The organism is Cytophaga sp. FL35, from assembly GCF_014349235.1.
Taxonomy (GTDB): Bacteria; Bacteroidota; Bacteroidia; order Flavobacteriales; family Flavobacteriaceae; genus Euzebyella.
This window is the reverse complement of the sequence record NZ_JACSOH010000025.1, coordinates 1-15,573: the sequence shown is the minus strand read 5'-3', so window position 1 is coordinate 15,573 and position 15,573 is coordinate 1. Positions and strand designations below refer to the sequence as shown.

Sequence of the window (15,573 nt, the reverse complement as noted above, 5' to 3'; positions counted from 1 at the left end):
CAATTGTCCGGTTTTTACTTTTTATGATTTTACATTTTAGCCTTCCGGGTGCATAAATGCTTGCTTAGCTAAAAGGGTTTCTTCGCTTTCTTCATGATCCTCATCAGGAACACAACAATCTACAGGACATACTGCCGCACATTGTGGTTCTTCATGAAAGCCCATACATTCGGTACATTTGTCAGGTGAAATATAGTAAAACTCGTCGCTTATAGGCTCTTGGGCCTCTTCTGCATTTACAGCCTTACCGCTAGGCAAAACAACCTCCCCCTCTAAAGAGGTTCCGTCTGCATAACGCCATTCATCGGCACCTTCATAAATTGCCGTATTAGGACATTCTGGTTCACAAGCCCCACAATTTATACATTCATCGGTAATTATAATAGCCATAGTAATTTACTTCTTCTGGTTAAATTCAGCATCCCGTTTAAATTAGGTATGCTTACTTTTGCAATCATTTAAAAAACAAAGGTACAGTCTAGTCCCAATTATAGCAAATATATGAACGAGCATCATAAAACATTTATTGCTTTCGTTAAACTTGGAACGTTTTTACGAGAATTTTGTAATTCACAACAAAATGAGGACGAATGGTCAGTAAAACTGAATCAGGCCATAGAGCTAAGTAAACATAAAAATGGTTGGTTCACTAGAGAGAATGTAATGTTCGCCCTTGAAAATTGGGGAGAGCTGCTTACCGAAAACAATCTACACGCTTGGCTATCCAAATATTCCCTATCCGAAAACCGACCAAAGACTGTCGCTTTGATTTTAGCCGGAAATATTCCTTTGGTAGGATTTCATGATTTTTTATGTGTTCTTTTAACCGGGAATAAAGTATTGGCGAAGCTATCTAGTAATGACGAGGTACTTATTAAATTCATAACAGCGTATCTCACCTTCATAGATCCAATTTTTAAGGATTTAATTGTGTTTGAAAAAGCGCAACTCAAAGAATTTGATGCTGTGATTGCTACGGGAAGTAACAACACTTCACGCTATTTTGAGCACTATTTTGGTAAAGGACCGCACATAATCAGAAAAAATAGAAGTTCTGTAGCCGTTATCAACGGCGAGGAATCACCCGAAACTCTAAAAGAATTAGGAGAGGATATATTTAGATATTTTGGATTAGGTTGCCGCAGTGTGTCAAAGATTTTTGTACCAAGAAATTATGATTTTGACCTATTTTTTAGGTCCATCTTTGAATTTAATTCCATTGTTGAACAGAATAAATATGCCAACAACTACGATTATAATAAAGCCGTCTATCTTATGAGTGAATTTAAAATTTTAGATAATGGCTTTCTTATTTTAAAAGAAGATGAAGGTTACACCTCGCCCATCGCTTCTCTATTTTATGAATTTTATGATGAACCGGAAGAATTAAAAAACCGGTTAATTGCGGATAAAGAGCAATTACAGTGTGTTGTATCGCAAGGTTTTATGGAGGATGAAGTAGCCTTTGGTCAAACTCAAAAACCTAGTTTAACAGATTATGCAGATAATATAGATACTGTTGACTTCCTGTTGAGAACCTAGGTTTATTTTTTCCCTTCCCATATGGAAAATTGCATTTAATTCAAGACCTTTAACGTCCTATTTTCAAAAGTACCGGAAAGAAGTTCGCAACGGTCATTTTTGAACAAACAACAACTAAAATCAACACCCAATGAAAAAACATAATTTTAGTGCAGGCCCATGTATTTTACCTCAAGAAGTACTTCTTAAGGCTTCAGAAGCCGTAATGGACTTTAATGGATCTGGTCTCTCACTAATAGAAATTTCACACCGTAGCAAAGACTTCGTGGAAGTAATGGAGAACGCTAGAAGCCTTGCCTTGGAAATTCTTGGTTTGGAAAACAAAGGTTACAAAGCCTTATTTCTTCAAGGTGGTGCTAGTATGCAGTTTTTAATGACCGCCTACAACCTTTTGGATAAGAAAGCGGGATATTTAAACACAGGCACATGGAGCTCCAAGGCGATAAAAGAAGCCAAACTGTTTGGGGATGTTGTAGAAGTAGGCTCTTCCAAGGACGAAAATTTCAACTATATTCCAAAAGGATATTCCATTCCTGAAGGTTTGGATTATCTTCACCTTACTAGCAACAATACTATTTTTGGTACGCAGATAAAGAAGTTTCCAAAAACCGATGCTCCTTTGGTATGCGATATGAGTTCCGATATTTTCTCAAGACAATTGGATTTTTCTCAGTTCGATTTAATCTACGCAGGCGCACAAAAGAATATGGGCCCCGCAGGTGCAACCTTAGTGGTTATTAAAGAAGAGGTTTTAGGAAAGGTAAGCCGTCAAATTCCTTCCATGTTGGATTACGCGGTTCATATTTCAAAGGATAGTATGTTCAACACGCCGCCGGTATTTGCGGTTTATACTTCCATGCTTACCTTAGAGTGGCTTAAATCTAAAGGTGGAATTTCGGCCATTGAAGAAGTTAATGAAAAGAAGGCCCAATTGGTCTATTCTGAAATTGACCTGAATCCCTTGTTTGAAGGTTTTGCGAAGAAAGAAGATCGCTCTCATATGAATGCGACTTTTAACTTGGTAGACGACCGTTTGAAAGAGACTTTTGATTCGATGGTGAAGGAAGCAGGAATCAATGGAATTAACGGTCACCGCTCCGTAGGTGGATATAGGGCGTCCATGTACAACGCCCTGAGCCTAGAAAGTGTTGGCATTCTAGTAGATGTCATGAGCGAGTTGGAACGAAAGGGATAAACCTAAAGTTTTACTTAAATAGTTTCATTCAATTAATTAAAAACCAACAACATGAAGGTTTTAGCTAATGACGGAATTGCCCAAGCTGGCATTGAAAAACTGGAGGAATCAGGATTTGAAGTACTGGTAACCAGAGTAGCCCAAGAGCAACTTCAAAATTATATAAACGAAAATGGTGTTGAGGCACTTTTGGTTCGTAGTGCCACTAAAGTAAGGAAGGAACTTATTGATGCCTGCCCCAATTTAAAATTGATTGGTCGTGGCGGCGTTGGCATGGACAATATTGATGTAGACTATGCAAAAAACAAGGGTTTGCACGTAATCAATACGCCTGCAGCTTCCTCCGGGTCAGTTGCTGAACTTGTTTTTGCCCATTTGTACGGAGGGGTTCGTTTCCTCTACGATGCCAATAGAAATATGCCCTTGGACGGAGACAGTAAATTCAAGGAACTCAAAAAATCCTATGCCCGTGGAAGTGAACTTAGAGGAAAGACCTTAGGTATTATCGGGTTTGGCAGAATTGGTCAGGCAACTGCTAAATTAGCCATTGGGGTAGGTATGAAAGTGGAGTTTTATGATCCGGTTATCAATGAAGCCAATTTAGAATTGGAATTTTTTGACGGCCAATCCATTTCATTTCATTTAACCTCCAAAACCAAGGAAGAAGTTATTTCCTCCTCAGATTTCATTTCTCTGCATGTACCCTCTCAGAAAGCGTATGTAATTGGGAAGAGTGAATTTAACTTGATGAAAGACGGTGTTGGCATAGTCAATGCCGCAAGGGGAGGTATTTTGGACGAAGTAGCACTGGTTGATGCCCTTGAGAGTGGAAAAGTGGCTTTTGCTGGATTGGATGTATTTGAATCGGAACCCTCGCCAGAAATTAGAATATTAATGCACCCAAATATATCCTTAACTCCGCATATTGGTGCGGCTACCGGAGAAGCACAAAAAAGAATTGGGGTAGAATTGGCAGAACAAATCATAACCTTAATGAAATAAGGAGTTGAGACCTTTTTCGCCTTAAGGCAATTACAAAAAAAGTACCTGTAAAAAGGTACTTTTTTTTGTATCTTGTAAACTCATTAATTATAAAACTAAACACATGTCTGGATTATTAGACTTACTTAACAGCCCTATGGGCAAACAACTCATTAGTGGTGCCGCCTCACAAACCGGCCAATCTACTGATCAAACAGGTAGCGTTTTAAGTATGGCTCTACCTTTGTTGATGGGTGCCATGAAAAAAAATGCTTCTTCCCCGGAGGGTGCACAAGGATTGATGAATGCCCTTTCCGGTAAACACGATGGAAGTATTCTTAATGATTTGGGCGGACTTTTTGGCGGTGGAGTGGATGATTCTGTGATGAACGACGGAGCCGGAATTTTAGGTCACGTTCTTGGAGGAAAGCAAGCTCAGGTAGAATCTGCCCTAAGTGCAAAATCTGGTATGGATGCTGGTTCTGTAGGAACCATTTTAAAAATGGCCGCACCTTTGTTAATGGGATATTTGGGTAGCCAGACCCGCCAACAAAATATAAGTGACTCCAATGGTTTGGGTAATCTTCTAGGAGGTCTTATGGGCGGTGGAAACCAACAGCAATCGTTAATTGAGTCCTTTTTGGATTCTGATGGGGATGGTAGCATTCTTGATGATGTAGCTTCCATGGCTCTAGGAGGTAAAAAAGGAGGAATTGGTGGTCTGTTAGGGGGGCTATTCGGAAAATAAAATAGTTATTACTGTATATCAAAGGTCGTTTGTATTCAAACGGCCTTTTTTTGTACCTTGAATGGTATAAAAATTGCGCAGAACTAGAAAAAAGAAAATGAAAAAGTGGTTGACATATTGTGGGGTAAGTATTTGCTTCAGTTTTTTGATGGTGTCTAGTTGTACTGGCAGCAAACAAGCGGTAGATATTTCGGATAAGGAGAAAATGGCTTTTGATCAAACCAAAGGTGATACCATTTCCATTTCTAGTGATAGCACGGAATACGAAATCATAATCATAGAACCGGGCTTTAATTTTTGGCTTCAAAGCATTGCCAGACCGGAAGGGTATTATTCCCAATCATTTTTGGAAAATAGAAACCAGATTTTTGTAATCAATTACAATCAAAGGGTGTTACAGCCCAATAGGTATTCTGCCGGACTCTATGAATGGCAGATTGATTATGATCCCAATATAGACTACGGATACGAGGTAAATTACAAACTCTACAATTATTTTATTTACTTCCAGAGAAAATACAATCAACGATTAGGTCCTTTTATACCACGGATTTGATTAGTATATTTGCCGCATTGAAAAGTTATGGAAAAACTTAAGAAACGCTGGGGTATTGACTCCAATTTTCAATTAGCAGTTATATTTATCGTTTTTGCGATTACTGGCTCAACTGCCGCCAAACTGGCAGCTCCCCTTTGTGAGCTTATTGGTTTGCATAGGGAATCTACAGGAGGTTGGTTGTATTGGACCGCAAGAATATTACTTATTTTCCCTATCTATCAAGTACTTCTTGTATTTTTCGGTTGGTTGTTCGGTCAATTCAAATTCTTTTGGAATTTTGAGAAAAAAATGCTCAACCGTATGGGATTAGGTTTTCTATTTAAATAGATTGCTGGCTAATAAGTTGCTTATTGGGTTTTGTTCCTTTTAAACCCATAAAATAGTTGTCCCCAAAAGCTTTGTGGTATTTCATCATCACCTTGAAAACCTAAAGCGACCTTTCCACTTTCTTCGGGTATATAATTGGTTTTAAAAATATAGTCCCACAAGCTAAGGCTTATTCCAAAGTTGACCCCATATCTATGGTTTTCGGGTAATGTGTAGGCATGATGATACAGGTGCATCACAGAGTTATTTAAAATATATTTTAAGGGACCCCACGTAATTTTTATATTGGAATGATTTAAGTGCCCAATAGTAATTGCCATAAAATGAACTATATAGGCCTGTTCAGGTTCAAATCCGCCCAAAATCATGACTCCAAAGGTCTTTAGGGGTTTATATAGAACATTTTCCATCCAATGAAATCGCATGTGGGCTGCAAAACCCATTTCTTTTACACTGTGATGAATTTTATGAAACTGCCACAGTACTTCATACCTGTGCAATAAAATGTGGGTAAACCACTGTACAAAATCCAATACCAAAAAGAAAACGATGAGTTGAAACCACATGGGCCAATGACCCATATCTATGAGGGATAAACTTTCTATTGAAATACCAAACTCTAAAAATAACGTTTCCAGTAATTTATAAAATCCACTTATAGCGATAGCGAATAGAAAAAAATTGAAAAAAATATAAAAGGCATCCAACCAAAAATCTTTTCTAAAAATACTCTGGTCCTTTCTCCATGGGAATAAAATTTCCAAAATCCATACGGTCAACGATAAAAGGATAATTCCGTAAAAATAATTGGTGTACCAAGGCACCTCAAAAAGTATGGATTTCCAGGTCCAATTTACCGTACCGTTAAAACCTTTTAAAAATGCATCTATATACTTTTCCACACCATTGAAAGCTACTATCCTTTTAACTGAGTCGGTAAAATCAACTATTCCTTAAGTTGATACCATTCAATATTGGTTAAATTTTCCCTCCTCCCCTTTTCCCTGGGCGGATAATTGGTAACTAAATAATCAATAATGATATCTTCATTCTTACCAAGATCCCATAAGTTCTGGGTTTCTTGCATCCATTTAATGGTTGTTTTCCAGCGTTCTTTGGTCATTCTATTTTGTATGACCAGTTTTGATGAATGGCAATTGGTACAATTTTGAATGGTCTCTTTCATTCCTGGAGCATCAACAAATCCTGTAGCTACATGAATACCATTTTCAATTTTTTCGTAGTCCTCCCCATCATTTTGCAGGATAATTTCCACACTATCTTCGGGGTTGGCCATTTCATTATCGAAAAAATTGGGATTAATTATCAAATATCCCAATAGAAGAGAAAATACCGCAACAATTATTGCGGTAACCACCACCATACGGAACACTTTTTCAAATTCGTTATTAAGCTTACTTCCGTTTTTCATTAAGCAACTTTTACAGCAATTCTATGACAGGCATTATTTAAATATCCCTTGGGGTTCCAGCCGGGTAATAACATGGGTTGCGATTTACCACGGGAATCCGTAGCCCTTGCCCATATTTCGTAATAACCTTTCTTGGGAAAGCTCACTTCTGCATTAAAATGTTGCCAAGCCAACCTATTAACAGGTTTTTCAAGGGTACAGGATTGCCATGTTGATCCGAAATCTATTGAGTATTCCATTTTCTCGACCTCCAGCTCTCCAGCCCAAGCATGACCATTGATTTGAAGTTTTTGGCCTTTCTTTAGGATAGCACCCGTTTTGGGACTTGTAATCAACGATTTTACAGGCATGGATTCTATGATGCACATATCTTCATCTGCCACTTTTTCTCCCGGAGCAACAGTTTCACAGGGAACACGATAAGAGGTACCCCCCATTTTAGGTCCGTCATGAACTTTATTACGAATGCTGATCTCTGTTAGCCATTTTCCGGAAACGGAAGCAGGCCAGCCACCAGCCACCAAACGTAGCGGGTAGCCATGTGCCAACGGGATATCTTCACCATTCATTTTAAAAGCTATAAGGGTTTCGTCCTGTAGGGCCTTTGCCATTGGGACTCCCCTTGAAATAGGTTCTTTTTCAGGATTTCTACTTAGATGAATATCCGCTGCGTGGTAACCAATATAGACTGCATCATCCTTGATTCCCGCGTCCTCCAAAACATCGCGTAAACGAACACCCGTCCATTCCGCACAGGAAACTGCACCAATGGTCCATTGATTACCCTTCGCTGGAGGATTAAATTCACTACGGCCATTACCCCCGCATTCGAGTGTTAATTGATAGGTATGGGTATTGAATTTAGATTTGAGCTCCTTAAGGGTAAAGGTCTTTTCCTTTTGTACGGATTCTCCGTTAATAGTTAATGTCCAGCTGTATAAATCAATTTCCTCAGGAATCAGCCCATTATTCCTTAGGAACATTTTAGAACTTGGTGTTACCTTATCGTTCAACAAATGCGCCTGGGCCTCCATATTCCATGGTTTGTCGTTGAGTACGACCATGTCTTTGTCTTTGTTGAACAATTTAAATGGATCTGGATCTTGCAGCGCCAAGGGAACATATCCTCTTGGTATTTTTAATCCGTAAACGATTTCGGTTCCGACCAGTCCTGTAATAGAAGCTAGTGTAGTTCGTTCTATAAATTTTCTTCTGTTCATTTGGCAGGGTTTGATTTCACCCAAAATTATTGATAATTGGTTTACAAAGACAAGCCTATTTCACTGTTTACATAATTTTCAGACTTATTTTATACTAAATTCTTAACTATAATTTGGTAAAAACATAACTGCTTAGGTAAATAAAAAGGGCTGTTGTCAGAAAGAAAATTTACTAACCTATTAAGAACGAAATAGGTATGAAATTACCTACTAAAGCGATAGATTTGCTGATAAATTTGAGTGCTTAAGGCAAAGGAATCAATTAAATATTATGAAAATTTTATGATTATAAAATATTCAGAAAAGACCCATATTCTAATAATTTGGAAAAAATGGACCTGAAAAAAGCACGAAAAGGTGCTTTTTCATAACAAATTATCTTAATTAGACTTCGATTGTCTTTTCTAGAGTTGATTTTTTAAACACATAGGTATAGAACCACATGATAGTAAAGGTGGGTATAATATCCAATCCTGGAATAATTTCTTCTAGAAAAGTGAACAATCCTGCACCCTGCCCTATCTTCCCTTTATACATTCTTGTCATTAACCAACCCGCTAAAGGAGCCCAGATAATATCTGAGAAATCCCCAATAAGTGGAACGGTAAAGGATAGCATTCCTATGGCATCAAATAATAACCCAAAGAAAAGCTTCCGGTATTTATTGTCTTTTGTTTTTGTCATGATGAATGAATTTTAAATTCCATTCTAAAATAACAATAAGAATGCCAAATTTTTAAGCACTCCGTATTCTACGATAAATCTGAACTGATTAATTTTAAAAATTCGTTCCGTGTTTCAATTTTTTCAAACTGTCCCCTAAAACCAGAGGTTGTGGTAACGGAATTCTGTTTTTGTACTCCACGCATCATCATACACATGTGGGAAGCTTCTATGACTACTGCTACACCTTTTGGTTTCAAGGTATTGTTAATGCACTCCAAAATATCATGGGTCAAGCGCTCTTGAACCTGTAACCTTCTGGCAAAAACATCCACTACCCGAGGTATTTTACTCAATCCAACTATATGTCCGTTTGGAATATAGGCAACATGGGCCTTCCCAAAGAACGGAAGCATATGATGCTCACAAAGTGAATACAATTCTATGTCCTTAATAATGACCATATCGTCATAATCTTCTTTGAACATGGCACTTTTTAAAATTTCTACGGCGTCCTGTTTATAGCCCTGTGTCAAAAACAACATGGCTTTGGCGGCTCTTTCCGGGGTTTTAAGAAGCCCTTCCCTACCTACATCTTCTCCAATTTCTTTTATAATCTTGGAGTACCTATCCTTGACCTCCCCTGTTACTTCTAAATTGTATTCTTCTAAATTTCTATATGGAGCCATAATTTTTTTGTTTACCTATTTTACACAATTATTAAACAAAAGTAAGTTTTTCTTATCAATTCAACTGAACTCTTCCGTAAATATAGTTAGCCTATAAAAGTTTAAGACGCTACAGCCAAATTTCCTTACTTTTATCCATTCAAGGACCTATTTACAAATAAAATTATCCTATAGAATGATCAGAGCCTCCAATATTCAAAAATTTTATGGCGATTTACAGGTATTAAAAGGTGTAGACCTGCATATAAAAAAAGAGGAAGTTATTTCTATAGTTGGTGCCTCTGGAGCAGGAAAAACTACTTTATTGCAAATTTTAGGTACACTTGATGTACAAAGCAACTCAAAGGATAGCGAACTTTTAATTAATGGAATAGATGTCACCAGGTTGTCAGAAAAACAGTTAGCCAAATTTAGAAATGAACATATTGGTTTCATCTTTCAATTTCATCAGTTACTACCAGAATTTACAGCTTTGGAAAATGTTTGCATTCCTGCCTTCATAAAAAAAACACCCAAGGCCCAAGCCGAAAAACGGGCCAAGGAACTATTGGATTTTTTAGGTCTTTCAAAGCGTTATGGTCATAAACCGAACGAACTTTCAGGGGGTGAGCAACAAAGGGTGGCCGTTGCCAGGGCGTTGATCAATGAACCTTCCATCGTTTTTGCCGACGAACCTAGTGGTAATCTAGATTCTGAAAGTGCAGACAATCTTCACAAATTATTTTTTGACCTAAGGGACCAATTTGCACAAACCTTTGTAATCGTTACTCACAATCAGGAGTTGGCGGATATGGCCGATAGAAAACTGACCATGGTAGATGGCCTTATTGTAAACAAAGAGGTGGTTGTGTAAATACCAATTATGTTAAGGGAAGTCTGGGAATTTTTAATAAATCCGATATATTGGGAATATCCTCGAAAAGATTTAAATTTTCTACTTCCAAAATTTGTCGTATTGCTGGGCTATGCCTTGCTTTTAAGCTACGGATTTGGAATTTTGAACAGTGCATTACAATCAATTTTAAATTTAGATATTGGTGACCACGCTAGTGAAGAATTCATAAACGGACCTACCATTTATCTTTTTGGCATGGCTGTTATTCTGGCCCCCCTAATGGAAGAAACTATTTTTAGAGGTCCGTTATTTTTCTTGAAAGAAAGTCCTTATTTCAAACCTATTTTTTATGTAATAACCCTACTTTTTGGTTTTTACCATATTTTAAATTTTGAATTGACCCCTACTACCCTATTGGTTTCCCCATTATTGGTTGCTCCCCAAATTAGTGTAGGTATTTTTTTAGGCTTCGTTCGCGTTCGGTTCAATTTATTATGGGCCATTGTCTTTCACGCACTCTATAATTTCATACTTATGACTCCTCTATTATTATTTAAATTATTGGAAATACCTATTAAATGAATCGAGTAGAGCTAAAGGAATTTTTAGATGCTAAAGTTCTAGAATATGAACATCCAAAGTTTTTGGAAACAGACCCCATTCAGATACCTCATTTATTTTCCCAAAAAGAGGATGTCGAAATCAGCGGGTTTCTAACCGCCACCATAGCTTGGGGAAACCGGAAAAGCATTATCAACAATGCCCATAGGATGATGACCTTAATGGGAAATACACCGTATGACTTTGTCATTAATCATACGGAAGATGATTTGGCTATGCTCAACAGCTTTGTGCACCGGACCTTTAACGGCGAAGATTTGAGCTATTTTATTAAAAGCTTGAAGAATATCTACGAACATCACGGGGGTATTGAGTCCGTTTTTGCCAAACATGCCAAAACGAATAGTCTGCAATTGGCCATATCTGAATTCAAAAAAGTATTTTTCTCCATGGAACACGCTAAACGGAGCACCAAGCATGTGAGCGACCCCTTAAAAGGTTCCGCAGCCAAAAGAATCAACATGTTTTTACGTTGGATGGTCCGTGACGCCAATGCAAACGTTGATTTTGGTATTTGGAAAAGCCTTCACCCCTCACAACTTTCTTGTCCGTTAGATGTGCATTCGGGAAATGTGGCTCGCAAACTAAGACTACTCAGGAGAAAGCAAAATGATGCCAAAGCTCTTGCCGAGCTGGATAAAAACCTACGGAAATTGGACCCTACAGACCCCGTTAAATATGACTTTGCACTCTTTGGACTGGGAGTTTTTGAAAAATTTTAATCTGCATATATCTTCCTGTTAATTGCATTAAAATTTCATTTTTTAGAAGCTTTTGCTCTTTTTGAATATGGATAGCTTTACAAGGTTCAATCAGCTACGACCAAATGATAAAGAAAGTCCTTATCTCCGTTTTATTAATTGTCATAATATTCCTTGTTTTAGTATACATATCGCTAGGTTCCACCAACAAAGAATTTAGTACCTGTGAAATTTTGGATTTCTCTCAAGTGGAAAAAATTGACTTTAAAGAACATGATTCCGTGCTAGTTGCAGCTAGTACGCTCTACAAAGGAAATCCCTTAAAACATTTAATGCAAGGTGAACAATACAGAAAAGCATGGGAAACCCCAGTGAACGTTCCTATCGTATTCTTAGATACTTTAATGGGAGGCGTTCAAATTTTGGAAGAAGGAGGTGGTCAACAAACACATTCTTTAAAGATAAAGATCAAGAACGGACAAGTCTATACCTTGCGTAGCGTTACTAAAAATCCGGAACCTTTGATCCCAGAATTTGCGAAAAAATTAGGTCTTGAAAACATCGTGGTAGATGGTATTTCCGCGCAACATCCTTATGCAGCCCTAGCCGTAGCCGAACTGGCCAAAAGAGCTGGTCTCTTATCCACCCATCCTCAATTACTATTTGTACCAAAACAAGAAACCTTGGATTCTTTAAACCATAAGTTCGGTAATCGAATTTTCTTGCTTGAACATGAGGATAAAGGAAACGCCCAATGGACGAAAATAAAGGGAGCTACCGAAATTGTTGACACCGAAGATCTTCAAGAATTAAAACTTGAAAAAGGGAAACAAATAGAAATAGACGAAAATTTAGTAGTGCGTGCACGACTGTTCGACTTACTCATTGGCGATTGGGACCGCCATACCAAACAATGGGGTTGGGTGTTGAAAACTGAACAAGACCAAACGTTGGCCGTGCCGTTGCCATGTGACCGAGATAATGCCTTTTTTAATATTGAAGGGATTTTGCCTTCTATTATTTCCCATAAATCCATTACCCCGGATCTTCAAAATTTTGAAAAGGAAATTGATTACATGCCAGGTCTGGTAATGGATTTTGATATATACTTCTTAAAAACCATTGATGCTAAAATTTTTGAAGAAGAAGCCAAATTTTTACAGCAAGAACTTACAGAGGATAATATTAAAGAGGCTTTTCAGGTTTGGCCGAAGGCCATTTATGATTTGAATGCTCCCGAGATAATGGAAAAATTAATTGCCAGAAAAAATCGGCTGGTAGAGGATGCTCTCAAATTCAAACAAGAAATTGACAAAAAGGAATTTTTAAATGACCCCCTCAAAGGTTCAAAAGACCTTGAACTTCCTTCAAGTCTCTTAAAATGTTTTGAGTGTCAATAAATTTTTTGGATCATATATTAACCCCTGACGTCATTCGTCATTGACCATTCCTACTTTTGACTTAAATCAAAAGAAAACAAATGGAAAAATTAGACGTAGCCTCATTGCAAATCATTGGAATCCAGGTAAGAACTACCAACCAGAACAATCAGGCTATCAATGATATTGGAGCATTGTGGGGAAAATTTATCCAACAAGGCATTTTGGAGAAGATTCCGAACAAAGTAAATTCCATTATTTATTGTCTCTACACAGATTATGAAGACGACCATTTACGGCCCTATACCACAGTAATTGGTTGTGAGGTAAGTTCTATTGATGACGTTCCTACTGGAATGGTAGCAAAGCCCATCAAAAAAGGCACTTATTTAAAATCTACTGCAAGAGGCGACTTGAGCAAAGGACTTATTGGCAATCATTGGTACCAGCTTTGGGAAAAAGTGATGGACAGAAATTACCAATCCGATTATGAAGTGTACGACCACCGTGCATCAAATCCTGCAAATGCCCAAGTAGATTTTTATATTGGTTTAAATTCCTAAAATGAATTTGATAAAGGATGATCGGTGGATTGAAATTTTTGAAAACTACCCTTCTAGGGTTCAAGATAGATTGACCTATCTAAGAAGCTTGGTTCATGAAACAGCTAAGAATTGTCCGGAAATAACATACCTGCAAGAAACCCTAAAATGGAACGAGCCCAGCTTTGTGACCAGTTGCGGAAGCACCTTGCGCATGGACTGGAAGCCCAAAACTCCACATCAATATGGACTTTACTTCCAATGCACTAGCAAGCTAGTAAGTACGTTTAAGTTGGTTTTTGGTAAAACTTTCAATTACGAAGGTAATAGGGCCATTATCTTTGATCTTGACCAATCTATTCCCGTAAAGGAATTGATAGCATGTATAAAAGCCTGTCTTACGTATCATAAAGTTAAACATCTACCCACTTTGGGTATTTGAACACAAATACCTTGGATACGGCTACATCTTCCCGCTCAATTTTATGCAATTTTGTATCAACAATTAAAAACAACAGATGAGCACAAAAATAGCATTGATAACAGGAGGAAGCCGAGGATTAGGAAGGGATATGGCTCTAAGCGTAGCAGCTAAAGGCGTTGACATAATATTCACTTATCACTCCAACGAAGAAGCGGCGAACAAGGTAGTCAAGGAGATTAAAGAACTTGGAAGAAAAGCTAAAGCTTTTCAATTGGACACCAGCGATATTTCTCAATTCGATGCCTTTTTTCTACGGCTTCAAACTTATTTACAAGGAGAATACGGAACGGTAAAATTCGATTATTTGGTCAACAATGCCGGTACGGGTATATATAAGCCTTTTTTGGAAACGACTGAAGAAGACTTTGATGAAATGCTAAACATTCATTTAAAAGGCGTTTATTTCTTATCGCAAAAAGCCGTTCCGTTTTTGAACGAAGGGGGCCGTATTATCAATATTTCTTCTGGGTTGGCGCGATTTTCACTCCCTAAATCAAGTGCCTATGCGTCCGCAAAAGGGGGCGTTGAAGTATTTACCCGATATTTGGCAAAAGAATTGGCAGATAAAAAAATTGCCGCAAATGTGGTGGCCCCGGGCGCCGTGGGAACCGATTTTGGTGGCGGAGAGAACAAGACCAATGAACAAAAAATCAAAACCATTTCTAACCTTACGGCCCTTGGGCGTGTGGGTGAACCGGAAGATATTGGTGGTGTGGTCGCTTTTTTATGCTCTGATGATGCCCGTTGGATCAATGGACAACGTATTGAAGTATCTGGAGGAATTTTACTTTAGTCGCATTTGAAAAACAGTATTCGGAAAATAGAATCCATAAAGGAAATGCACAGGTTACGGGGGCTGGAAAGTCCCCTTCACCCTCTGGTAAGCCTTATTGATTATGGGAAGACAAAAATTCTTCCCGAACATTTGGGGGAGCGCTGGAACTTAGGATTTTACTCTATTGGCGTAAAGCGAAATGTTGGAACTTTACGGTACGGACAGCAGCAATATGATTTTGATGAAGGGCTCATGTCCTTTATCGCTCCAGGGCAATTGTTGTGTATTGAACCCAATACCAGAAAAAATGTAACTCCCAAGGGTTGGCTGCTATTGATTCATCCAGATTATCTCTGGAATACTACTTTGGTAAAAAAAATAAAGCAATACGAGTTTTTTCAATACGCCATTAACGAAGCACTTTTTATGTCTCCTAGTGAGGAGCAAACAATTGAAGGTATTTTTCAAAATATCCAACAGGAAATTGCCAGTAATATCGATTCCTTTAGCCAAAACATTATTATTGCACAAATTGATCTTTTGTTGCAATATGCCGAACGCTTTTACCAAAGGCAATTCATCACTCGAAAAAAGGGAAATCATCAACTTTTAGGGCAATTGGAAGATTATCTTTTGCAAGCCTTTTCAGATGAGGAGTTAATAAAAAATGGGGTTCCTTCGGTTGTTGAAGTATCCAAGCATTTAAACCTCTCCCCCAATTACTTAGGTTCATTGTTAAAAAGTAGTACGGGATTAAACACCCAGCAATTTATACAAGAGAAATTACTCGAAAAGGCAAAAGAACGCTTATCCACATCTGAGCTAAGCATTAGCGAAATTGCCTTTAGCTGCGGTTTTGAACATTCGCAATCTTTTAGCA

The 15,573-nt window shown here is 38.0% G+C and carries 20 protein-coding genes; 14 read left to right on the top strand and 6 right to left on the bottom strand.

The window, feature by feature from the left end:
* Window positions 1-36 precede the first annotated feature (36 nt).
* Window positions 37-390: a 4Fe-4S dicluster domain-containing protein gene (locus tag BIZ36_RS16690; protein ID WP_187459039.1), complete on the bottom strand. Its 354-nt coding sequence runs from the start codon at window positions 388-390 to the stop codon at window positions 37-39.
* 111 nt (window positions 391-501) lie between these two features.
* Between BIZ36_RS16690 and BIZ36_RS16685 the strand changes: the two genes are divergently transcribed.
* The 6 genes from BIZ36_RS16685 to BIZ36_RS16660 all read left to right on the top strand — a co-directional run bounded on the left by BIZ36_RS16685 (window position 502) and on the right by BIZ36_RS16660 (window position 5,352).
* Window positions 502-1,542, top strand: coding sequence for an acyl-CoA reductase (locus BIZ36_RS16685; RefSeq protein WP_187459038.1), 1,041 nt, complete (start codon window positions 502-504; stop codon window positions 1,540-1,542).
* A gap of 130 nt (window positions 1,543-1,672) precedes the next feature.
* Window positions 1,673-2,737 (top strand): 3-phosphoserine/phosphohydroxythreonine transaminase, encoded by a 1,065-nt coding sequence (serC, locus tag BIZ36_RS16680; protein WP_187459037.1) that lies wholly within the window; start codon window positions 1,673-1,675, stop codon window positions 2,735-2,737.
* A gap of 51 nt (window positions 2,738-2,788) precedes the next feature.
* A complete protein-coding gene (locus BIZ36_RS16675) occupies window positions 2,789-3,739 on the top strand; it encodes a D-2-hydroxyacid dehydrogenase (RefSeq protein WP_187459036.1) in 951 nt (316 codons plus the stop codon).
* A gap of 103 nt (window positions 3,740-3,842) precedes the next feature.
* Window positions 3,843-4,466, top strand: a complete 624-nt coding sequence (locus BIZ36_RS16670; protein ID WP_187459035.1) for a DUF937 domain-containing protein — start codon at window positions 3,843-3,845, stop codon at window positions 4,464-4,466.
* 97 nt (window positions 4,467-4,563) lie between these two features.
* Window positions 4,564-5,022: a DUF6146 family protein gene (locus BIZ36_RS16665; protein WP_187459034.1), complete on the top strand. Its 459-nt coding sequence runs from the start codon at window positions 4,564-4,566 to the stop codon at window positions 5,020-5,022.
* Window positions 5,023-5,049: 27 nt separating this feature from the next.
* Window positions 5,050-5,352, top strand: coding sequence for a DUF6787 family protein (locus BIZ36_RS16660; protein WP_187459033.1), 303 nt, complete (start codon window positions 5,050-5,052; stop codon window positions 5,350-5,352).
* Between the two features lie 20 nt (window positions 5,353-5,372).
* Here BIZ36_RS16660 and BIZ36_RS21335 read toward each other — a convergent pair whose 3' ends face one another.
* From BIZ36_RS21335 to folE, 5 genes are all read right to left on the bottom strand, one after another.
* Window positions 5,373-6,254 (bottom strand): sterol desaturase family protein, encoded by an 882-nt coding sequence (locus tag BIZ36_RS21335; RefSeq protein ID WP_187459032.1) that lies wholly within the window; start codon window positions 6,252-6,254, stop codon window positions 5,373-5,375.
* Between the two features lie 44 nt (window positions 6,255-6,298).
* On the bottom strand, window positions 6,299-6,784 hold the full coding sequence (locus BIZ36_RS16650; protein WP_187459031.1) for a monoheme cytochrome C: 486 nt from the start codon (window positions 6,782-6,784) through the stop codon (window positions 6,299-6,301).
* Window positions 6,784-8,004: a sulfite oxidase gene (locus tag BIZ36_RS16645; RefSeq protein ID WP_187459030.1), complete on the bottom strand. Its 1,221-nt coding sequence runs from the start codon at window positions 8,002-8,004 to the stop codon at window positions 6,784-6,786. The genes BIZ36_RS16650 and BIZ36_RS16645 overlap by 1 nt, the downstream gene beginning before the upstream one ends.
* A 384-nt stretch (window positions 8,005-8,388) precedes the next feature.
* Window positions 8,389-8,688 carry a hypothetical protein gene (locus BIZ36_RS16640; RefSeq protein ID WP_187459029.1) on the bottom strand — a complete coding sequence of 100 codons (300 nt, stop codon included), beginning with the start codon at window positions 8,686-8,688 and terminating at the stop codon, window positions 8,389-8,391.
* Between the two features lie 68 nt (window positions 8,689-8,756).
* Window positions 8,757-9,356, bottom strand: coding sequence for a GTP cyclohydrolase I FolE (gene folE, locus BIZ36_RS16635; protein WP_187459028.1), 600 nt, complete (start codon window positions 9,354-9,356; stop codon window positions 8,757-8,759).
* Window positions 9,357-9,531: 175 nt separating this feature from the next.
* On the opposite strand from folE, the gene BIZ36_RS16630 reads away from it, so the two are divergent.
* From BIZ36_RS16630 to BIZ36_RS16595, 8 genes are all read left to right on the top strand, one after another.
* The gene (locus tag BIZ36_RS16630) at window positions 9,532-10,209 is read left to right on the top strand and encodes an ABC transporter ATP-binding protein (protein WP_187459027.1); all 678 of its coding nucleotides are present in this window, start codon (window positions 9,532-9,534) and stop codon (window positions 10,207-10,209) included.
* A gap of 9 nt (window positions 10,210-10,218) precedes the next feature.
* Window positions 10,219-10,773, top strand: a complete 555-nt coding sequence (locus BIZ36_RS16625; protein ID WP_187459026.1) for a CPBP family intramembrane glutamic endopeptidase — start codon at window positions 10,219-10,221, stop codon at window positions 10,771-10,773.
* Entirely contained in the window at window positions 10,770-11,534 is a 765-nt protein-coding gene (locus tag BIZ36_RS16620) for a TIGR02757 family protein (RefSeq protein WP_187459025.1), read from the top strand. The genes BIZ36_RS16625 and BIZ36_RS16620 overlap by 4 nt, the downstream gene beginning before the upstream one ends.
* 104 nt (window positions 11,535-11,638) lie before the next feature.
* Window positions 11,639-12,913, top strand: a complete 1,275-nt coding sequence (locus BIZ36_RS16615; protein WP_187459024.1) for a hypothetical protein — start codon at window positions 11,639-11,641, stop codon at window positions 12,911-12,913.
* A gap of 80 nt (window positions 12,914-12,993) precedes the next feature.
* Window positions 12,994-13,455, top strand: a complete 462-nt coding sequence (locus BIZ36_RS16610) for a GyrI-like domain-containing protein (protein ID WP_187459023.1) — start codon at window positions 12,994-12,996, stop codon at window positions 13,453-13,455.
* A gap of 1 nt (window position 13,456) precedes the next feature.
* A complete protein-coding gene (locus tag BIZ36_RS16605) occupies window positions 13,457-13,876 on the top strand; it encodes a DUF1801 domain-containing protein (protein ID WP_187459022.1) in 420 nt (139 codons plus the stop codon).
* 76 nt (window positions 13,877-13,952) lie between these two features.
* Window positions 13,953-14,711, top strand: coding sequence for an SDR family NAD(P)-dependent oxidoreductase (locus BIZ36_RS16600; protein WP_187459021.1), 759 nt, complete (start codon window positions 13,953-13,955; stop codon window positions 14,709-14,711).
* A gap of 6 nt (window positions 14,712-14,717) precedes the next feature.
* On the top strand, window positions 14,718-15,573 hold an 856-nt coding region (locus BIZ36_RS16595; protein WP_286174898.1), incomplete at its 3' end, for a helix-turn-helix domain-containing protein.